The sequence below is a fragment of the Arthrobacter oryzae genome (assembly GCF_003634095.1).
In the GTDB taxonomy this organism is placed as follows: Bacteria; Actinomycetota; Actinomycetes; order Actinomycetales; family Micrococcaceae; genus Arthrobacter; species Arthrobacter oryzae.
The window spans coordinates 506,020-526,163 of the sequence record NZ_RBIR01000002.1 but is presented as its reverse complement, the minus strand read 5'-3'; the positions used below and the strand labels follow the sequence as shown (position 1 = coordinate 526,163).

15 protein-coding genes are annotated in these 20,144 nt (G+C 67.6%); 8 read left to right on the top strand and 7 right to left on the bottom strand.

Features of this window, described 5'->3' with window-relative positions; genetic code table 11:
* Positions 1-106: 106 nt before the first annotated feature.
* From C8D78_RS06765 to C8D78_RS06755, 3 genes are all read right to left on the bottom strand, one after another.
* Positions 107-787, bottom strand: coding sequence for a FadR/GntR family transcriptional regulator (locus tag C8D78_RS06765; RefSeq protein ID WP_120951355.1), 681 nt, complete (start codon positions 785-787; stop codon positions 107-109).
* Positions 784-2,058 carry an MFS transporter gene (locus C8D78_RS06760; protein ID WP_120951352.1) on the bottom strand — a complete coding sequence of 425 codons (1,275 nt, stop codon included), beginning with the start codon at positions 2,056-2,058 and terminating at the stop codon, positions 784-786. The genes C8D78_RS06765 and C8D78_RS06760 overlap by 4 nt, the downstream gene beginning before the upstream one ends.
* Positions 2,059-2,218: 160 nt before the next feature.
* Positions 2,219-3,661, bottom strand: a complete 1,443-nt coding sequence (locus C8D78_RS06755; protein ID WP_120951351.1) for a PucR family transcriptional regulator — start codon at positions 3,659-3,661, stop codon at positions 2,219-2,221.
* Between the two features lie 146 nt (positions 3,662-3,807).
* On the opposite strand from C8D78_RS06755, the gene C8D78_RS06750 reads away from it, so the two are divergent.
* From C8D78_RS06750 to C8D78_RS06720, 7 genes are all read left to right on the top strand, one after another.
* The gene (locus tag C8D78_RS06750) at positions 3,808-5,238 is read left to right on the top strand and encodes a gamma-aminobutyraldehyde dehydrogenase (RefSeq protein ID WP_120951823.1); all 1,431 of its coding nucleotides are present in this window, start codon (positions 3,808-3,810) and stop codon (positions 5,236-5,238) included.
* A gap of 105 nt (positions 5,239-5,343) precedes the next feature.
* Positions 5,344-6,699 (top strand): 4-aminobutyrate--2-oxoglutarate transaminase, encoded by a 1,356-nt coding sequence (gabT, locus tag C8D78_RS06745; protein WP_120951349.1) that lies wholly within the window; start codon positions 5,344-5,346, stop codon positions 6,697-6,699.
* A 1,230-nt stretch (positions 6,700-7,929) separates the two neighbouring features.
* Positions 7,930-8,613, top strand: a complete 684-nt coding sequence (locus C8D78_RS06740) for a hypothetical protein (protein WP_120951347.1) — start codon at positions 7,930-7,932, stop codon at positions 8,611-8,613.
* A 2-nt stretch (positions 8,614-8,615) separates the two neighbouring features.
* Entirely contained in the window at positions 8,616-9,956 is a 1,341-nt protein-coding gene (locus tag C8D78_RS06735) for a glycosyltransferase family 2 protein (RefSeq protein ID WP_120951345.1), read from the top strand.
* A gap of 19 nt (positions 9,957-9,975) precedes the next feature.
* A complete protein-coding gene (locus C8D78_RS06730) occupies positions 9,976-11,799 on the top strand; it encodes a polysaccharide deacetylase family protein (protein WP_167467867.1) in 1,824 nt (607 codons plus the stop codon).
* A 58-nt stretch (positions 11,800-11,857) separates the two neighbouring features.
* On the top strand, positions 11,858-13,645 hold the full coding sequence (locus C8D78_RS06725; RefSeq protein WP_120951341.1) for a polysaccharide deacetylase family protein: 1,788 nt from the start codon (positions 11,858-11,860) through the stop codon (positions 13,643-13,645).
* Entirely contained in the window at positions 13,633-15,336 is a 1,704-nt protein-coding gene (locus C8D78_RS06720; protein WP_244208281.1) for an endo-1,4-beta-xylanase, read from the top strand. The genes C8D78_RS06725 and C8D78_RS06720 overlap by 13 nt, the downstream gene beginning before the upstream one ends.
* Before the next feature lie 44 nt (positions 15,337-15,380).
* Here C8D78_RS06720 and C8D78_RS06715 read toward each other — a convergent pair whose 3' ends face one another.
* Positions 15,381-16,136: an AMIN-like domain-containing (lipo)protein gene (locus C8D78_RS06715; protein ID WP_120951339.1), complete on the bottom strand. Its 756-nt coding sequence runs from the start codon at positions 16,134-16,136 to the stop codon at positions 15,381-15,383.
* Between the two features lie 240 nt (positions 16,137-16,376).
* Here C8D78_RS06715 and C8D78_RS06710 point away from each other — a divergent pair, with 240 nt between their 5' ends.
* On the top strand, positions 16,377-17,249 hold the full coding sequence (locus C8D78_RS06710; RefSeq protein WP_120951337.1) for a universal stress protein: 873 nt from the start codon (positions 16,377-16,379) through the stop codon (positions 17,247-17,249).
* Here C8D78_RS06710 and C8D78_RS06705 read toward each other — a convergent pair.
* The 3 genes from C8D78_RS06705 to C8D78_RS06695 all read right to left on the bottom strand — a co-directional run bounded on the left by C8D78_RS06705 (position 17,216) and on the right by C8D78_RS06695 (position 20,134).
* A complete protein-coding gene (locus tag C8D78_RS06705) occupies positions 17,216-18,031 on the bottom strand; it encodes a class I SAM-dependent methyltransferase (RefSeq protein ID WP_167467866.1) in 816 nt (271 codons plus the stop codon). The two genes, C8D78_RS06710 and C8D78_RS06705, sit on opposite strands and share 34 nt — an antisense overlap.
* Positions 18,032-18,216: 185 nt before the next feature.
* Positions 18,217-19,749, bottom strand: coding sequence for a putative bifunctional diguanylate cyclase/phosphodiesterase (locus C8D78_RS06700; protein ID WP_120951333.1), 1,533 nt, complete (start codon positions 19,747-19,749; stop codon positions 18,217-18,219).
* A complete protein-coding gene (locus C8D78_RS06695) occupies positions 19,736-20,134 on the bottom strand; it encodes a DUF7793 family protein (protein ID WP_167467865.1) in 399 nt (132 codons plus the stop codon). Before C8D78_RS06695 ends, C8D78_RS06700 begins: the two co-directional genes overlap by 14 nt.
* Positions 20,135-20,144: the final 10 nt, after the last annotated feature.

Below are 20,144 nucleotides of genomic sequence, written 5' to 3'. Positions count from 1 at the left end.
AAGAGTTCCGTCCGGGGGCCCTCGGCCGGCCAGGCCCCGCTGCTGGGCGCAGGGGCGCAGGCTGAGACAGAGCATTGCCGGGCCACCTTGGGAAAACCCTAGGAGGCTATTCCCGCAGCCATTCCGCGCAGGAATTCAGGTTCCGGGTGACGCTCTCGACGGCGGCCGCCTCGTCATGGGCGGCGATCGCCGCCACGAGTTCGTCGTGGCCCTCAAGCGGCAGGCCGTTGAAACCTCCCCGCCGCTGCTGCCGGAGCAGATCATTGTGGAAGACCGCGCCGAAGCTGACATACAACTCATGCAACAGCGGGTTGGCGGACGCCTGCGCCACCAGCACATGGAAATCCCAGTCCGCGCGGGCCCACGCGGTGTAGTCGCCCGCCAGCCACGCGGTGCGTCGCGCGGTGAGCAGCTCGCGCAGGGCCGCGACGTCGTCGGCCGTCGCGTGGCGGGCGGCCAACCGGGCAGCCTGGGTGTCCAGCCCCACCCGGACCTCGAGGATGTGCTCTTGGGAGTGGTCCTGGTACATCCGCTGCGTGGCCCCCGCGATCTCGCTCGTGGCCCGGACGTACGTCCCGTCGCCGCGGCGGACCTCGAGCATTCCGCTGTGGGCCAGCGCCTTGACGGCCTCGCGCAGGGTGCCGCGGGAGACCCCGAACGCGGCCATCAGCTCCGGTTCGGCCGGAATGCGCTGATCCAGCGGCCACTCACCCGAGTGGATCAGCACCCGCAGCTTGCCGGTGATTTCCTCCGCCAGCGGGGGACGGTGCGACGCTGTCAGTGTCATCGCCGGGCTCCTTCGGGGGCGCGTGAGGCGGAGGCCGGAGCGGCGGGGCGCGGTTCCTGCGCCCTGGCCGTCAGGAGATGGCCCACGGCAATCTGGCCGAGGGCCACAGCCAGCAGGAGGGCCAGCGGCAGCGTCCAGGAGTTGGTGGCGCTGTGCAGCAGCCCCATGCCAAACGGCCCCAGGGTCGCCAACAGGTAACCGGCGGACTGGGCCACGGTGGACAACGCGGTGGTCTCGGCGGTGGTCCGGCCGCTGCGGCTGATCATCACCATGACCAGCGGGAAAATCCCGAGCCCGAAGCCCAGCAGCACCGCGGTCAGCGGAGCCCAGGCCGCCGGCAGGACCAGCATCGCCAGGACGCCGAGGGCCATGGTCACGGTGGCCAGGTAGAACGCGGTCCGCAGCATCCGGGGGCGTGAGCCGATGGCGACCAGCACCATGCCGGCGGGTACGGAGACGAGCTGCATGAGCCCGAACATCAGCCCGCTTTCGGAGGCGGAGAGCCCCGTCGTGGCCAGCATGTAGGGGAACCAGCTGAGGACGGCATAGGCCAGCAGCGCCTGCACCGTGAAGCCCAGCGTGATCATCGCGCCGGTACGGGTCCGCAGCAGCGGCCACGGGGAAACCCGGGCGGCTTTGCCGGCGGCCGGGTTGCGGTGGGCGTGCACGGCAATCGGGAGGAAGCCCAGGCAGGCGCCCAGGGCCAGGAAGCCGATGGACCCGACGCCCGCGGAGGGCGAGCCGAGCGCTTGGGCCACGGGGACAATCAGCACGGCGGTGACCGTGGCGCCGGTGGTCATGGTCAGCGTGTAAATCGCTGTCATCAGCGACGTGCGGTTGGCGAAATGCACCCGGATGAAGGACGGCATTGCCACATTGCAGATGGCCAGCCCGGACATCCCGGCCACGGTTCCTGCGAGCAGCATCCCGGTGGACGGAATGCCCCGGAGCAGGAGCCCGGCGGCCAGCATCACGAGGGAGAGCAGGATGGCCTTTTCCAGTCCCAGCTGCCGTGTCAACCAGGACGTGGCGGCTCCGGCAACGGCGAAGCACAGGGTGGGAATCGAGGGGAGCAGGGCTGCGATCAGCGGGCCGTATCCCAGGACGGCCTGCAGGTCGTGGAACAGTGCCGCGGAACCGGTGATGCCCGCGCGCAGGTTCAGTCCGATCAGCACCAGCGCCACGACGCCGGCCACAAGGACGCCGCGCTGCCGGCCGGTGCCGGGGGGAGCTGTCTGGGGAAGAGCGGAAACCGCCGTGCTGCTAGCCATGCCTGTCATATTGAAAGGTTAGACGTTTGATGTTTGGGACTCAGCCTTTAGTGGCGAAGATCTCCTAAGCAACGCGGGGTCACTTGGCGCCCATGTCACGGCCCCGGATGGGTGCGAAGTGACCCTGCGTTGCTTTGGGGGTGGGGGATGCGGGCGGCTCTTAGCGGGGCTGCCGGGCGCTCAGCCGCTGCACCGCCAGTGCGAGCCAGAGTTGAACCCGGTCCGCCGTCTGCGCGGGGTCGTAGCCGGTAAGTTCGGTGATCTGCGCCAGCCGGTAGCGGACCGTGTTGCGGTGCAGGGTGAGTTCCTCGGCGACCGCCGCCACCGAGCCGTTGTTGCTCAGATAGCTCTCCAGCGTGGTCATGAGTTCCGCGCCGTGCGCGGCGTCGAAGGCCCGCAGGGGGTTGAGCGATTCGTTGGCCATGTCCGCGAGCGGGACGTCCTCGCTGGCCAGCAGCAGCGAGGTCAGGCTCAGCCGCTCGGGTTCGTTGACCGGGAGGCCGTGGCTGGCGGCGTCGCGGGCCTCGAAGTAGCTCCAGCGCAGGCCGTTCGGTTTGGTGTAGGCCCCACCAATGCCGATCGTGGCGTGGATTCCGGCCTCGGCGAGGTGGTCGCTGAGGTTCCGGGCGCGGGCGCTGGCCCCGCTGCCGTCGTCGGGCATCACCACCACCAGATCCTTCCCGACGACGGCGCTGACCGCCGCGTCGAGCGGCTGCGGCAGGGAGGAACTTACGAGTTGTTTGTGGTGGGCCGCCGATTCGGCAAGCAGGACGACGTTCTTGCGGGTGCTGTTGATCCCGACGCCGGCGAGGCGCCTGGTGGCTTCGGTGGTTTCCAGAGTCCCGTGGATGACGTCTTCGAGGACCTGGCCGGCCAGCGCCCGCTGGGCCTGCCGCTGCTTGACCATGTTGTTGAGTTCGACGCTGATCAGGTTCTGGGCGTAGCCCACGATTCCGGAGTCCTCGAACGGCTGCTTCACCCAGAGCGTGCACGCATCGCGGCGCCCGGTCGGGATGGGGTAGGAAGCCCAGCCGTCGGCCGTGGGTGCCGGATGCCCCGGCACGCTGTTGAACAGCTGTGCCGTGAACTGGGTCAGGACGATCTCGGTCCGCAGCATCGACCCCAGGTGTTTCAGGAGTTCGGCGAGGCCGCCGCCGGTCAGCAGGGCCCGGGCCAGGATCTGGTGCCCGGCGATGAGCCGCTCGAGCTTCACCAGATGGTCCGCGGACTGGGCGTCGGCCACGAGCTTGCCGATTGCGATGAAGGGCGTTTCGTAGGGAACCTCCACCACCGGAAGCCCCCACCGGTTGGCCTCGGCGATCAGGGCCGGCGGCACGGCATCGTGCGTCAGGCCCACCCCGAAGCCGATCCCCACGGCACCAGCGCGCTGGACCTGCCGGACGAAGCGGCGCTGCTCCGCGGCGCTCTTCAGCCGCATCCCGGTCGTCAGGATCAGCTCGCCGCCGTTGAGGAACCGCTGCGGATCCTCCTGTTCCGTGACGGCCACCCAGACAATGTCCTGGTGCCAGGTGGTTTCGGCGAGGCCGGCCTTGGTGAGGCGGAGGGAGGGAACTCCCAGCAGGGCGGCGAGTGAAATGGCCATGGAATCAGGATAACCGGGCGCTGGTCAAGCGCACTAAAGCTCCGGAGGCATGGTGTGCAGGTGCCTATTCCCTGGCTTGGCCCGCTGGCATAGGCTCGTGACCAGTCACACATCCGTCATTGGCAGTAAGAAAGAGGTTGTACACCGTGGTTCAAACCTTGCAGAACTTCATCAACGGCGAGTTTGTCACGCCCGCCGGCACCGGGTTGCTGCCCATCGTGAACCCCACCAACGGAGACGTGGTGGCACAGGCGCCGATCTCGGTGCAGGCCGACGTCGACGCTGCCATGACAGCTGCCAAGAACGCCTTCAGGACCTGGAAGCGCACCACGCCCGGGCAGCGCCAGCTCATGCTGCTCAAGCTCGCGGACGCCGTGGAGGCCAACAGCGACGAGCTCGTGGAGGCTCAGCACCGCAACACCGGCCAGGTCCGCTCCCTGATCGCCGCCGAGGAAGTGGCCGCAGGCGCCGACCAGCTGCGCTTCTTCGCCGGCGCCGCACGCATCATGGAAGGCAAGTCCGCCGGCGAGTACTTCGAAGGCCACACCTCCTACGTGCGGCGCGAGCCGATCGGCGTCGTCGCCCAGGTTGCGCCCTGGAACTACCCGTTCCTCATGGCCATCTGGAAGATCGGGCCCGCCCTGGCCGCCGGCAACACCGTGGTCCTCAAGCCCTCGGACACCACCCCGGAATCCACCCTGGTGCTGGCCCGGATTGCCGGCGAGATCTTCCCGGCCGGCGTCCTGAACGTGGTCCTGGGCACCGGCGAGACCGGCGCCATGATGGTCGAGCACAAGGTCCCCGGCCTGGTCTCCATCACCGGTTCCGTCCGCGCCGGCATCGCAGTGGCCTCGGGCGCCGCCAAGGGCCTTAAGCGCGCCCACCTGGAGCTCGGCGGCAAGGCCCCGGCCATCGTGTTCGCCGACGCCGACCTCAAGAAGAGCGCCGCGGCCATCGCCGAGTTCGCCTTCTTCAACGCCGGCCAGGACTGCACCGCGATCACCCGCGTGCTGGTCCAGGATTCGGTGCACGACGACGTCGTCGCCGCCATGGTCGAGCACACGAAGACCCTGCACACGGGCTCGCAGAACGATGAAGACAACTACTACGGCCCGCTGAACAACGTCAACCACTTCAATGCGGTCACCTCTGTTGTCGAGCACCTCCCGGCGAACTGCAAGATCGAGACCGGCGGGCACCGGGCGGGGGACAAGGGGTTCTTCTTCGAGCCCACCATCGTCACCGGCGCCAAGCAGAGCGATGACATCGTGCAGAAGGAAACGTTCGGCCCGGTCATCACGGTGCAGAAGTTCAGCACCGAGGACGAGGCCGTGGAGCTGGCGAACGACGTCGACTACGCCCTCGCCTCCAGCGTCTGGACCTCGAATCATGGCACCGCGATGCGCCTGAGCCGGGACCTGGACTTCGGCGCCGTCTGGATCAACACGCACATCCTCCTCACCGCCGAGATGCCGCACGGCGGCTTCAAGCAGTCCGGCTACGGCAAGGACCTGTCCATGTACGGCGTGGAGGATTACACGCGCATCAAGCACGTGATGTCTGCGCTCGATGCCTAGCGCTGTCGCATAACGCAACTGCCTAACGCTGTCGCATAACGCAGCCGCACCCCAACCTGACGCATAACTCGCGCGCATCAACCGCACGCTTAGAAAGGCTTTCCCATGACCACCACCGCACATGACATCACCTACCGGCTTGAGCAGAAACGCCGCGTCCAGGCCGACTTCCCGGGCCCCAAGTCCGTCGCCCTGACTGAGCGCCGCAAAGCGGTCGTCGCCGCAGGTGTCGCGTCCAGCGTTCCGGTGTTTGTGGCCGACGCCGACGGCGGCATCATCCACGACGTCGACGGCAACTCCTTCATCGACCTCGGCTCCGGCATCGCCGTGACGAGTGTCGGCGCCTCGGACCCTGCCGTCGTCGGCGCCGTGAAGGAAGCCGTGGAGCACTTCACCCACACCTGCTTCATGGTCACCCCCTACGAGGGCTACGTGGCCGTCGCCGAGCAGCTGAACCGCCTCACCCCGGGCGACCACGAGAAGCGCACTGTCTTGTTCAACTCCGGTGCCGAGGCGGTCGAAAACGCCATCAAGGTGGCACGCCTCGCCACCGGCCGGGACGCCGTGGTCGCCTTCGACCACGCCTACCACGGCCGCACCAACCTGACCATGGCACTGACGGCCAAGGCCATGCCGTACAAGACCAACTTCGGCCCGTTCGCGCCCGAGGTCTACCGCATGCCCATGAGCTACCCGTTCCGCGAGGAAAACCCGGAGATCACCGGAGCCGAGGCCGCCAAGCGCGCCATCACCATGATCGAGAAGCAGATCGGCGGCGAGCAGGTTGCCGCGATCATCATCGAACCCATCCAGGGCGAGGGCGGCTTCATCGTCCCGGCCGAGGGGTTCCTGCCGGCGCTGGCCGCGTGGGCGAAGGACAAGGGCATCGTCTTCATCGCCGACGAGGTCCAGTCCGGCTTCTGCCGCACCGGCGAATGGTTCGCCGTGAACCACGAAGGTGTTGTCCCGGACATCCTGACCATGGCCAAGGGCATCGCCGGCGGCATGCCGCTCTCCGCCATCACCGGCCGCGCCGACCTCCTCGACGCCGTCCACCCTGGCGGCCTCGGCGGCACCTACGGCGGCAACCCGGTCGCGTGCGCCGCCGCCCTGGCATCCATCGGCTCGATGGAGCAGTACAACCTCAACGCCCGCGCCAAGCACATCGAGGAGATCGCCCTTGGCAAGCTGCGTGAACTGGCGAGCGAGCAGCCCGTCATCGGCGATGTCCGCGGCCGCGGCGCCATGCTGGCGATCGAGCTCGTCCAGGCCGGTTCCAAGGAACCGAACCCGGAGCTGACCAAGGCTGTCGCAGCAGCCTGCCTCAAGGAGGGCGTCATCATCCTCACCTGCGGCACCTACGGCAACGTCATCCGCCTGCTCCCGCCCCTGGTGATCAGCGATGAGCTGCTGCTGGACGGACTCGGCGTCCTGGCCGCGGCCATTAGGGCCAACGCATAACGGAGCAAGCAGATCCGCTTGTAAGAATGACAAGAAGGCAGCATCCCCGCCCGGCGGGGGTGCTGCCTTTGGGTTTAAGGACAAGATCCGGGACCCGGATGTCCTTGCTTCCCGGCGCCCGGGGGACAGCGGGGCGACGCCGGTACCGCTACCGCCCTGCCTGAGCGCCGGTCCGAAGCCGCTGTCCGGCGCTGCCTGGTCCGCCTCCAACGTAACGTTCGTAACGTTCGCGCCCATCTGACCGGCCGTCCCGGGCCGGGGCAGTCAAAGCCGCGTGCTCGTACCAGCACGCCGGGCACGCAGGGCGCAACCTGGCGTCCACAGGACCTTCCGCATCGAAGCAGGGACGAACGCCCAGCTCAGGCCGTTGCCCGGAACCGGCCCGGATGAGCGAGGGGCGTCAATAGCGGGCGATTGGCTGGCAGCTCCCGCTCTCCGCCAGGCCCGTCCGTAAGTACCTTCAAGAATTTTTTAGAGTACCGGCTACTCGTGTTCGGGGTCTGGAACGCTACGTAACTTGGACCTATCAACGGGCCGGGACTTGGACCTATGAAAGGGCCGGGCAGCTGCTCCTGCAAGGCTCAACTCTGAGGAGGCTGGTCCATGAAACCCCTCGACATTAGCGCAGCCCCGGAGACGGGACTGCGCAGAGCCGGCGGCGCTGTCGGCTTGGCCCCGCGCCTCCCGGCCTCCGAAAGCGGAACTCCGTTCCCGATCCTTCCGTGTCAGCTGCCGGGGCGGGATGCTGCCGTCCGAAGGCGCCTGATAGCGGGGGGATCCCACCCTCCGAGGATCCTTCGACGCCGGCCCTACTTCGCCTCCCGGAGCGGAAGCGACGCCCCATAGCCGATGACGGCTCCAAAGCCAAAGACAACATCTTGCTCGAGACAGGGGAAATGCAATGACCCAGCTTTCAAAGGGAACCGAGGAACTGGCCGGCGACGCCCTCGCCGCGGGGTCAACCTCTGTGGACAAACCCGGCCATCCCGGTCGGCGCCTTTTGGGGCATACCGGTCTTCATGCCGCACAGCCGACTCGAACGCCGGAACGAATGGCCGCCGTTGTCCCCCCGGGAGCCGGGATCTGGGCCGAGGCCCGCGCGGCGGCCCAGCCTGGAACCCATGAAAGGGCCATCGGCCGCTTGATCCGCGAGGCACAGGCACCGTCCAGGCAAGCTAGTCACGGCCGCGCCGCAGCGGCTTATACGCATGGAACAGGGGAGGGCATCCGATGACGCACATCGAGACAGTCGCCGTGACCGCACAGGCAACCTTCGGCCGGGATGGCGCGATGTTCAATGGCCTGCTCGGGTTCGTGGCCCAGCTGAGCGTGGTGCTGTGGGGCCTGGTGATCCTCACCGCGGTCTTCCGTTTCGTCGGCATCCGGATCTATCGGCGCGGCGGTGCCCGCACGCGGCTTGTCGGGACCGTGCAGCAAGACGGGCGCCGCTCGGCTCTCCTCGGGACAGCGGCGAAGAGCGGGCGCCGCTCGGCCCTCGTCCGGACCGTGGCGCCGGCCGCCACCCTTCAGACCGCAACGCTTCCGGCGTCCGCGGTTCAGGCCGCCGCCCTTCAGGCGTCCACCCTGCAGGCCGCCACACTTCCGGCCTCCGCGGCCGAGAGCGCCCGGGTCCAGGCGTCCGCCAGCCCGCTGCCAGACGCCGGACCAGTCCGCTTGGGCCCGTCCACCGCAGTGGAGAAGGAAGTCTTGCGTACCCCCTCTGAGCTCGTCGACGTCCTGAGGACCGACGCTGCAACAAAGGTCACGTTCGACGAGGCCCCGCAGCCAGCCGAGGCGTCGCCCGCCGCCGCGGCGCACGTGAAATTGCCGTATCGCGCGCCTCGCGACCGGCGTGCCGAGCCCCGCTCCCCCGCGCACGTGCGCGCGTTCGCCTCGCACTCCACGGAGGCCTGAGCATGGACATCGCTCTGGTGATCTTCTGGTTGTTCGCCGGCGTCAGTATCCTCTACGTCGTGCACTTCGGCCTTTACCTGGTGGGCGCCAACTTTTACGACGTCTGGCAGGAGCAGCGGAAGGGGACCCGAGGCGTCCGGCTTCCGGTCGAGTACGAGGCGGAATGCGCCGCCACGGCCACCTGGACCCGGCGGGCCATTCCCGAGGTGCCCGGGCTTGTCTCCGTCGTCATCGCCGCCCACAACGAGGAGGCGGTGATTGTCCGGACGCTCGACTCCATCCGGCGCAGCATCTACCGCTCCTTCGAGGTCCTCGTCGCTGACGACGCGTCCACGGACCTCACCGGCCGGCTGGTCCGCGACTACCAGCTGCGTCACCCCGAGATGGACCTGCGCATCGTGCGGATGCACAAGAACGTCGGCAAGGGCGCGGCGCTCAACTCGGCGCTTCGGCGGCACGCGCGCGGCCAGTTTGTCATGACGATGGACGCCGACTCGATCATCGCGCCGGACGCCATCACGAACGCCCTGTCCTACTTCGATGACCCGTATGTGGCCGGTGTCGCCGCGAACGTGCAGATTCTGGAGGAGACGACGGCGCTCGGCATCCTGCAGCGGTTCGAGCACATGATCGGCTATCGCTCAAAGAAGCTCTACTCGCTGCTGAACTGCGAGTTCGTGGTGGGTGGGGTGGCCTCCACTTATCGGATGCGCGTGCTGCGCAAGGTCGGCTTCTACGACACGGACACCCTCACGGAGGACATCGGCCTGAGCACGAAGGTCACCAGCCTGGGCAACCGGCGGTTCCGCATGATCTATGGCGCTGATGTTGTTGCGAAGACCGAGGGCGTGCTCACGCTTGGCGCCTTGGCGAAACAGCGCTACCGGTGGAAGTACGGAAGCCTTCAGAACCTCATCAAGTACCGCGGCATGATGCTCAACCCGAGCCGCCGCTACACCGGCTCGTTGACCTATTACCGGATGCCCATGGCGCTGCTCAGCGAGTTCACACTGCTCATCTCGCCCCTGGCCTGGACCTACGCGGTCTACTGGTCGCTGGCCACGCAGACTCCTGCCCTGATACTCGGTGCGTACGTGACCATCACGGTCTATACACTCCTGACGATTTGGATGGATGAGAATCTGACCGTGCGTGAACGGGCTCGGCTGTCCATCTACGCGCCGACTGCGTACTTCCTCTTCTACATCATGGACCTGGTGCAATTGACGGCGGAGCTTCGCTGCATCGCGCGTTCGCGCGGCCTGTTCCGTCGCCCTGAGATCAACACCTGGAAGTCGCCGCAGCGGGCCGGCGGTGCGGCGGTGGTCGCTCATGCCGCATAAGCGCCGGCGGGTTCTCCGTGTGCTGCTGAATCCGCTCGTGGTCACCTCGGTGGTGGTCGTCATGATGACCGCCGGGTGGCTGCTGTACACCGGCGGGACGGGCAGCAGTGTCGCCCGGGCCCGGCCCGGCGCGAACCTGTTGCCCGCGCTCGATTCGACTGCGGTCAGCGCTCCGATGGCGTCCGGCGCGTCGGCGGCCGCCATACCCGTGGGCGGCTGGAACGTCAGCCATAGCGGGGATGCCCGGACCTCGCTGGAGCTGATCGGCGGGCAGCTGGGCGCCCAGGCGCTGAAGCTCGACATCACCGGGTACGTCTCGGGCGATGTCACGCTGACAACTCCGCGGGTGGATGTCAAGCCCGGCAAGTCCTACCTGTTCAAGGCGTTCACCACCAGCGACACGGACTTCACGCTGCTGGCCCGCAAGCACCACTCCGACGGCACCACGACACTGGAGCAGCTGCGGAACCCGCTCCAGCGGCCCGGCACCTCACTGTTCACGGTGAGCGACGCGTTCGCCAGCGGAGACTCGACGACCTCGGTGGAGTATGTCTTCCGGCTCGCATCGAAGGGCATCGTCACTGTCGAGGGCGCGTACCTTGAGGCGGCGGACGACGTCCGGGTGCCCCCCGCCGTGGCGGCGGTCCCCAATCTCGTCCCCAATATTGTTCCCGACACCAAGGCCGCCCCCAACTCCAAGCCGGCCCCCAATTCCAAGCTCACTGGTCCCCAAGCTGCCGCACCCGACTCGTGGTCCCCGTACACCTCCGGGGCGTCGACCGTGACGTCCGGGCGGGGCGAAGACAAGGATGGCAGCTTCCTCTGGACCCGCGTGGCGAACTACCAGAGCGGCGAGGCGAAGTGGCAATACCGGCCGGTCCCGGTGACCCCCGACCGGTACTACGAGTTCGGTGCGACCTACCAGTCCGATCGCGAGGTGGACGCGGTGGCGGAGTTCGAGCTCGCGGACGGCGGGCGCGTGTTCCACAATCTGGCGACAGTGCCGCCGGCGGGAGAGTGGACCACGATTACGGAGGCTTTCCAGGTCCCCGACGGGGCGAAAGCGGCGATGGTCACCCTGGTGGCGCACGGGGACGGCACCACAGGCGTCCGCAACTACACGCTGAAGGACATCACCAAGCCTGGACCCCTCCGCTGGGACCAACCCATGGTCTCGATCACGTTCGACGACGGCTGGCAGTCGGTGCACGACCACGCCTTGCCGCTGCTGGACAAGTACGGCTACCGGTCCACCCAGTACGTCAATGCCAGCTCCATCGAGACGCCGAACTTCATGACGGCCGCCGAGGTGCAGCAATTGCACGAGGCAGGGCATGAGATCGCCGCACACAGCTACGAACACGTCGATCTCACTTCGATCGGCACCGACAAGCTGGACGAGGAGCTGCGCAAGAGTGAGGAGGCGCTGGCCGCTGCCGGCCTCGGCACCGTGGACCTCGCACCCCCGTACGGGAGGTCTGACGCCCAGGTTGACTGGTACGCGAGCAAATACTTCGACATCGTGCGCGGAACCAACGAGGGCATCAACACCCGGCAGAACCTCGAAACGCACGATTTGAAGGTCTTCTACGTGACCGAACAGACCACGCTGGACAGCCTGGCCAAGGCGCTCGCCGAGACGTCCCGGGCGAACGGCTGGCTCATCCTCGTCTACCACCAGATCGCGGCCCCCGGGTCGACCGGCGCTCCGGAGAAGACGTTTGCGACGGACGGGAGCACCATCACCAGCGACGTCCTCGCCGCCCAGCTGCAACTCATCGACAAAAGCGGCATCGAAGTCCAGCCGGTCGCGCAGGCGTTCAGAAAGTTGCAGGGCCCGTGATCACCATTCGGCGGAGTAACCCGGGGCCGTTGGCCACTCGAAAAGAAATGAGAAGCTCATGACCAGAACAAGATCCAGCGTGGGGCGGGGGCGCACCAAGTTCGTGACCATCGCGTTGGCGGTGGGGGCCATGGTCGCCGCACTCCTGTCTCCGACGGCCGCGTACGCCGCCGCGGACAACCCCACAGCTACTCCGCTCGTGTCCTTCACCTTCGACGACAGCCAGCAGAGCGCCCTGACGCAGGCTGCGCCGACGCTGCAGAAGTACGGGCTCACCGGCACCAACTACGTCATCACCAACTGCGTCGGCATGACGACAGTGCCGAACACCTGCCGCGCCAACACTGATGTGCCGTACTTGACGTGGGACCAAGTCACTCAGCTGCAGAACACCTATGGCTGGGAGATCGGGTCGCACACCGTCGACCATCAGTGCCTCGTGAGCTCCGGAGGCGACTGCCAGAAGACCAAGCTGACGGCCGCTCAGGTGGAGGCCGAGCTGGCCGACAGCAAGACCGCACTCACGGCGCACGGCTTCAACCCCACAGCCTTCGCCCCGCCGTACGGCGACTACGACATGTCGGCGGTCGCCCGGATAGCCAAGTACTACACCTCGATGCGCGGCTTCGCCGACACGGGCAGCAACATCTGGCCACTTGGCGATTACCTGCTCCGCGACGTTCCCGTCCAGGAGGTGACCACCCCGGTCGCCACCTTGAAGGCAAAGGTTGACGATGCGATCGCGAACAAGACGTGGGTGGTGTTCACGTTCCACGACATCAGGCCGGCGCCGAGCCAGGTCCCGGACGACTACGAGTACGGCACGGCGGAGCTGGACCAGTTGGCCGCGTACGTACAGACCAAGGTGGCGGCCGGCCAGATCAAGAACGTCAACATCAGCAACGCGCTGGTGAACGGCACTCCCAACAAGCTCGCGAATCCGACGTTCAACAACGGCATCGCCGACGGGTGGCGCACCGACGCCCCGGCGACGATCACCGCGGACGCCGCGAACAACGGGAGCTACCCCGACTACGCCAAGTCGGTGAAGCTGGTTTCGGGCACCACGACGAGTCACCTGTTCTCGCCGACGGTCCCCGTGTCGCCGACGACGACCTACATGTTCAAGTCATTCCTCAATGTGGCCGCGATTTCGTCCGGCGAGGTCGGGTTCTATGTTGACGAGTACAACTCGGCGGGAAAGTGGATCTCCGGGCAGTACCGCAAGCGGGAGAACTCGCGGTGGGTGGAGTCGATGAACTTCACCTACACGCCAAGCTCGACCAGCGTGGCCTCGGCGAGCCTGCAGATCTGGGTGGCCGGCACCGGCATCACGGCCTACGTGGACAACGTGCAGATGCTGGCGCTGGGCGCGGAGACGACACCGCCGCCGCCAACCAACCTGGTCGCCAACGGCACGTTCGACGCCGGCATCAGCTCGGGCTGGATGACAGACTCGGCTGCCACCATCGTGGCCGACGCCGCGAACAACGGGAGCCCGGCCAACCCGGTAAACTCGGTCAAGATGACGGCCACCACGGCGAACAAGCACCTGTTCTCTCCGCAGATCGCGGTGACGCCCGGCACCTATGAGATCGCCGGGTACCTGAACGTCACGGCGCGAACCAGCGGTGAGGTGGGCTTCTACATCGACGAGTACAACGCCGCCGGGCAGTGGATCTCGGGGCAGTACAAGCTCGGGATAGCGGCGGCCGGCGTGGCCAACGTCGACCTGACGTACTCGCCCAGCACAACTGCGGTCGCCAAAGCGAGCCTGCAGGTCATCGTCCAGGGCAACTCGGGACTGCAGGCGTACTTCGATGACGTCCGCTGGTGGCGCCCCTGATGGCCGGGCGCCCGCGCAGACTGATCGTGCTGGCGTCCGGCCTTCTGCTCGCCCTCGCGGGCTGCTCCTCGACCGACCCGACACCGAAGCCCGACGTGGTTGTTGACCTGCTCCAGCAGGACTGGCAGCACACGTCGGGGGTGACTGCCGACGGCGACGTGCTGCGCGTCGCCGCCACCGCACGGAGCATCGTCCAGCAGAACGGCGGGGGAGGCCAGCCGAACCCGCCGCTCAACCTGGCCGGCACCCACTTGGCGGTAAGCGGGGACTTCACACTCAGCGCAACGTTCGCCGACGTGACTGCGGACGCGTCCTGGGCGCTTTACGACCGGCCCCCGGTGATCGCGGACGAGTTCCGCGTCGAACCGGCGGGCCTGCGGCTCACCCTCCAAGGCGACGGCCTGGAGATCGCCGTCTTCGACGGCACGCAGAAGAGCGACGTGACGCAGCCGGTCCCCGTGCACGACGAGCGCGTGACGGTGAGCGACCCGGGAGCGCCGCTCACGGTGCGCCGGTCCGGCGACACGCTGATGATAGCCAGCGGGGCGGACAGGCTCGCCTCGCTGCCCCTTGGAAAGGTGTTCTCGTCCGGGAACCTGTGGCTCGGATTATCAAGCGATTCCGGCGCCTTCAACGTCACATCACTCAAGGCGGCTGCGCCGGAGAGCGCCGGTTTGCGCACGTCGGGGGCTGCGGTCGCCGACGTACACCCGTCGGCCGAGGGCCTGCAGGCACTGGCCGCCAAAACCCGGCCGGACTTTCGGATCGGCGCGGCCGTGGCGCTCGGCCCCCTAACCGCCGACGCGGACTACGCGCGGGAGATGGTGTCCAACTTCGGCTCCGTCACGCCGGAGAACGCCATGAAGCCGCAGGCGCTCTCCCCGCAACGGGGCGTCTACACCTTCGAGGAGGCGGACGCGATCATCGCCATTGCAAAGAGCAAGGGCATGATCGTGCACGGCCACACCATCGCCTTCAGCGAGGCAATGCCGCACTGGATGCGGGAACTGCCCAGCGGGACGGCCGCGGAGCGCCAGTCCAGCGCCACCGCGCTACTGGACTACATCCGCACGGTGGTGACGCACTTCAAGGGCAAGCTGGACTCCTGGGACGTGGTGAACGAGCCGTTCGACGTCGACCAAGGGACCAGCCTGCAGCAGAACGTCTGGTACCGGGTCTTCGGGCCCGGCTACCCGACGGTCGTGTCGCAGGCGGTCTACAAGGCCGATCCCGCTGTCAAACAATTCATCAATGAAAACGGGGCCGACGTGCCGGGGCGCCGCCAAGCCGCCCTGCTCAAGCTCGCGCTCGACACCAACGCGCGGGGCGGGCACATCTACGGCGTGGGGCTTCAGGCGCACGTCTACGACTTCAGCACGGACGCCATTCCGGCGGGAAAGCTGTCCAAGACGCTCGCCAAGTTCGAAGCGGCGGGCCTCCGCGTGCGCATCTCGGAGAACGACGTCAAAGACGACCCGGGGACCGGCGCGCAGGCGGAGCAGTACGCCACGGTGCTGGCCACTTGCCTGCGCTCGAGCGCCTGCGTCTCCTACACGACGTGGGGCGTGGACGACCGCTACGACTGGTGGGTCGACGACCACGGCAACCTCCAGCAGGGCCACGACTTCATTTTCAACGACGGGCAGCCGACTCCCGCATACGACGCGATGAGGCGTGCGCTGGGCGGGTGACCGCCGGGTCGCGCCCGCCGGGCTCCGGGTCCCCGGGTTGCGTCCTATTTCCAGGCGCTCGCGTCGAGCTGGATGGCCACCACGTATAAGTGCTGGCCCTGCTCGATCTTCTCCACCTCGTAGACGCGGACTTTCGTCTTCGGCGCCGGGTTCATCGGACGGCCGACGCCGATTCCATAGCTCAGCACGCCCTCGAAGTCCCCGGCAGGCGCGTAGCGTGTGAGGGCGGTGTACCCTATCGCCGTTGGCGGGGCGCTCGTCACCGTGCTGGCCTTGCCGTCCGCGGTGTGCGCCTGGGCGCCCCGGAAGGTGACCTTGAGGATGCTGCCCGTGCCGGGCATCGGGATGGGCAGGCCGCTGGCGTCGTTCTTGAGTTCGGGGACCGCCTCGATGTCGTAGCTGGGGAATCCTGCATTGAACCGGAAACTCAGCTGGTCATAGGGCGGGGTGTCCGCGGGGTGCTGCCCGGCGCCGATCGCATACAACGTCGGCAGCGGAGCCGCCGGCGGGGGAGCGATCGGTACAGGGTTCTGGTGGTTGGTGTGCAACGGGGTTGTGGGCCCCGGGACCGACCAATCGTGGGTGACCGTGGAGGAGATCACCTTGTCACCGGCATGCGGCGGTGCCGTTTCGTCAGCATCGCCGGTCGCTGACGGCGAGGGCGCCGCCGTCGAACCGGCGGACGGGGACTGTGACGGCGGCTGGCTGCTGGTTGACGGGGACTGCGACGGCGGCTGGCTGGTGGGGGAAGGCTGCGGGGCCGGCGGCGTGCACGCGGCCAGAACCAGCGTTAGCGTCATGACTCCCCCAACGGGCCATGCAATCGTTCTGCGGCTCCAGACGGCTTTCATGATGGCCTCCCCTCCACCATCCCAGCGTAGGCGCGGAAGATTGTCCTGCTCAGGGCCATAAGTCACCACCGTTCTTAGGTCCGCTGGACTAGAGTCGTTCCTACCACTGCAGGAACGCAGACCGGCCGACGTCGCCCGGAATCCCCGGGGACATCTGGCCGCTGCCACAAACCCACGAGGGGTTCATACATGCGATACGTAGTCGGCTACACACCCACCGAACGCGGCGCGGACGCCGTTGCCCTGGCCTCGGCCATGGCCCGGGCGCAGGGAGCACATCTCGATCTCGTCTATGTGGTGGACCGGCACACGCCCTATGCGGCCATGAATCCGGAAGGAAACCGGGTCAGCGCCGCCGAACAGCAAGTCATCACGGCCGAACGCCAAGGGATGGAACTGGTCCCGGAGGGCCTTGAAGCCCACTTCCACGTACGCCAAGCGGACTCGTTCGCGGCCGGTCTCATCGATGCGGCACTGGAGTACCGGGCCGGCCTGATCGTTGTCGGCGCCGCCAGCAGCGGCCTCTTCAAGCGGCACACCGTGGGCAGCGTGGCCAACGCTCTTCTGCACGCAGCACCGGTTCCGGTGGCACTGGCACCGCGCGGCTACCGCCGGACCGAGGCGATCACGCGCCTGACGCTGGCCGTGGGCCAGCGGGCCGGAGCGGAAGCGGCGATCGACGTCGCGATCGAATCCGCCGAGCGCCGCGGCGTGCCGCTTCGGCTGGTCTCCCTGGTGGAACTGGATGCCGAGGGGGCCGGCGGCGAAAACGTCAATGCCGCCCACGTCCACGCCAACACCATCCTCGCCGCCGCCGCGCACCGGTTGCCGGAAGGACACCACGTCAGCGTGGAGGTAGCCCACGGGCGCACGATCGAAGAAGCAATTGATGACTTGGAATGGGACGACGGCGAGATCATGATCGTCGGGTCCTCGCGTCTGGCAGAGAAATACAAACTGTTCATCGGCAGCACCGCCAACAAGGTGCTGCGGGCACTGCCCGTTCCGATGGTAGTGGTCCCGCGCGATTACCAGCGGGTGGATACCTTTCCGGAGGTGTGATTCCCGGAAGTCTGGAGCCTCGGAGCCAGGACCGCCCAGTACGCCGGAATGCTGCCGGGCGGTCCGCCGGGCTCCATCGGCACCGTTTTCAGGATGGCCGGACCCTCCGCGAGGAGTGTCCACCGCCGCGCGGGAAACACCCGCGCGCGCTGCGCGGCGCCGAAATGACCCGGTTTTGGCAGCGTCGTAATGGCCTGGCGGAGCGGTCCCGGGATCCTCTCGCCCGTGGCGCCCAAACCCCGGAGATAGCTCAGCGCGCTGCCCGGGACATTGGTCTCCACCAAGTAGATCCGGCCCCTGGCGCCGAGGAGCGCTTCGGCCGATGCCGCGAGGCGTGCCTGACGGCGGCGGCTCAGGACGTGGAATACGCCGCGGACAAAGACGTTGGCGTCGCCCAGTTCGCGGGCGAGCCCGGCCGCGGCTTCTGGCTGCGTGGCATCCAGGCTCCTGAAGCTGAGATCCGGGATCCGGGCGTGGGCGGCATGCGCTGCGGCCACTGCCTCCGGCGAGACATCGACGCCCACCACGGAGGGGAATATCCCGGCGAGGCGTCCCGAGAGGGCCCCGTTCCCGCAGCCGAGATCGACCACGGGAAGGCTCGTGTCCATCAGGGCGGCCATGGTCTGCAGGTGATGCCGGATCTCCTCATTCCCGGTGCCCGGCGCGGCATCCCAGATGATCGGTTCCCGCAGGGAGCCGTGCGCCACACCTCGCCAAAAGGCATCCCAGCGGCCGTCCGGCCGCCGCGGACGGTGCAGGGACAGTGCCGCGACACGGCCCACCAGCCTGAGGGTGTCTGCCGCCCGGGCCACCCTTCCCGCGGGACCGGCCGCGTTGCCGGGTGCTGGGTTGCCGGGGGCTGGGTTTCGGGTTGCCGTGTTGGGCGGGCCCGCATTCTCGGGTGCCGGGTCATGCGGGGGCGCGTTGTCCGTGGCTGGGCTGTGTCCGCCAGCCTGAACGGGGCCGCTCACGCCGCGGCCCCGTTCCCGTGCGCCAAAAGGTCCGTCATGTCCGCAACCGGCAACGGCCTGCTGAAGAAGTACCCCTGGCCGAATTCGCAATTCATCTGCTGCAACCTCTCGGCCTGCTCCCGGTCCTCGATGCCCTCGGCGACGGCGCCCAAGCCGGCCGAATGGATCAGCTGCAGGATGGCCGCGACGAAAGACTCCTGCTGCCGGTCCGTGGTCAGCCCGTCCAGCAGCGACTTGTCGATCTTCGCCATCGCGGCCGGCAGGGTGCGCAGATAGCTGATGGACGAGTAACCCGTGCCGAAGTCATCAATTTCGATCCGGACGCCGAGGTCGTTGAGGGACTGCATGGTGGCTGTCACCTCCGGGCCGCCGCGCATGATTGCGGTTTCGGTGATCTCGATCGAGATGTCGCCGGGGTCGACGCCGTGCCGGGCCAGCAGGCTCTCGACATAGGGGGCCAGATCGAGGTGGTGCAGGTCCGCCGGCGAGAGATTGATGTGGGTGCTGAAGCCCGCCGGAAGGCCGGGACCGGACTTCCAGCGGCCGGTTTGCGCGATGGCCTTCCCCAGCACCCAGTGACCGATTTCCACCGTGAGCCCGGCTTCGTCGGCGGCCTCGAGGAAGGTATCGGGCGCCAGCGTGCCCATTGAGGGGTGGCGCCAGCGGATCAGGGCCTCGGCGCCGGCAATCCTGCCGGAACGCAGATCCACAATGGGCTGATATTCCAGCTCGAGCTCATCTGTGGCCAGCGCCGTCCTGAGCTCCGCCACCAGGTGGACCCGCTGCTTGGCGGCCTCGTGCATGGCCGCGGAAAACACCAGGAGGGTGTCCCGGCCGCGTTTCTTGGCCTCGTGCATGGCGATGTCGGCATCGCGGATAAGCTCCTCGCTGCGCAGCCCGGGTTCTCCCAGCCGGACACCGGTCCCGGCCGTGAGGGCGACCGCGACGCCGCCGGCAACTATTCTGTCCTTGAGCGATTCGCCGAGCCGGGAAGCGATCTCCAGCACAGCGTCCGGTTCCCGGTCCACGATGAGCACCGCGAACTCATCGCCACTGAGGCGGGCAAGCAAGTGGCCGGCTCCGGCCGCCGCGCCGAGGCGCTGTGCCGTCTCCCGCAGGACCGCGTCCCCCGCTGCATGGCCGAGGCTGTCGTTGATGAGCCGGAAGGAATCGAGATCCAGCAAGATCAGCGCGGGCTGGCGGTCGGCACCGGCCGCGGCGACGGCTTCGGCCACTTTCTCCTGCAGCAGCGAGCGGCTGGCCAGCCCGGTCAGTTCATCGGTGTTGATGACGCGCCGGAGCTCGGCTTTGGCCGCTTCCAGGAGAGCTGTCCGCTCGGCGACCCGGACCTCGAGGTCTTCATACATGCTCTGGAGCTCCTCGGCGAGCAGGTTGATGCCGGTCGTGACGGCGTCGATGCCGTCCCGTGCCGGTGAAACCTGCAGGCGGTTGGACAGATCACCCGAGGACAAGACGACGATGCCGTCTACGAGTTCCTCGAGGCGGCGGTCATCATCACGCCCTGTCATGGCCCTGGGAGGTCAGCCAGCGGACAGCCTCATCGCTGTTCGTGAAAAAGCGGGTCGGAACCGGCGCCGAATTGACGCCGAGGAAGAAGTTGGCGAGGACCCGGTCCACGGCGGACGAGCCGAGGAGCGCGATGGCCGAGGCGTCGCAGGGCTTGGCGAACACGGCCCGGGCAGCCCGGCTGACGGAGTCCGTGGTGGCCATGTCGATCAGGAGCGGCGTGGGCTGCCCCCCGCACAATTCATTGACCCGGTCCATGGCGAGCTGGGCGTTGGGGGCGTCAATCACCACGCCCCGGGCCCATTTGAGGCGCAGGATGCCGTCGCCGTCGAAGTCGAGGGACGAGATATCCCGCCCGCCCGGACTGTCAAGATCCTTGTCTGGCACCAGCAATCCT

Bases quoted from the DNA above. Each gene is read 5' to 3' on its own strand.
- C8D78_RS06740 (WP_120951347.1), top strand. From the start codon at position 7,930: ATGACGCACATCGAGACAGTCGCCGTGACCGCACAGGCAACCTTCGGC.
- C8D78_RS06735 (WP_120951345.1), top strand. From the start codon at position 8,616: ATGGACATCGCTCTGGTGATCTTCTGGTTGTTCGCCGGCGTCAGTATC.
- C8D78_RS06765 (WP_120951355.1), bottom strand. From the start codon at position 787: ATGACACTGACAGCGTCGCACCGTCCCCCGCTGGCGGAGGAAATCACC.
- C8D78_RS06710 (WP_120951337.1), top strand. From the start codon at position 16,377: ATGCGATACGTAGTCGGCTACACACCCACCGAACGCGGCGCGGACGCC.
- C8D78_RS06725 (WP_120951341.1), top strand. From the start codon at position 11,858: ATGACCAGAACAAGATCCAGCGTGGGGCGGGGGCGCACCAAGTTCGTG.
- C8D78_RS06700 (WP_120951333.1), bottom strand. From the start codon at position 19,749: ATGACAGGGCGTGATGATGACCGCCGCCTCGAGGAACTCGTAGACGGC.
- gabT (WP_120951349.1), top strand. From the start codon at position 5,344: ATGACCACCACCGCACATGACATCACCTACCGGCTTGAGCAGAAACGC.
- C8D78_RS06760 (WP_120951352.1), bottom strand. From the start codon at position 2,058: ATGGCTAGCAGCACGGCGGTTTCCGCTCTTCCCCAGACAGCTCCCCCC.
- C8D78_RS06755 (WP_120951351.1), bottom strand. From the start codon at position 3,661: ATGGCCATTTCACTCGCCGCCCTGCTGGGAGTTCCCTCCCTCCGCCTC.
- C8D78_RS06715 (WP_120951339.1), bottom strand. From the start codon at position 16,136: ATGACGCTAACGCTGGTTCTGGCCGCGTGCACGCCGCCGGCCCCGCAG.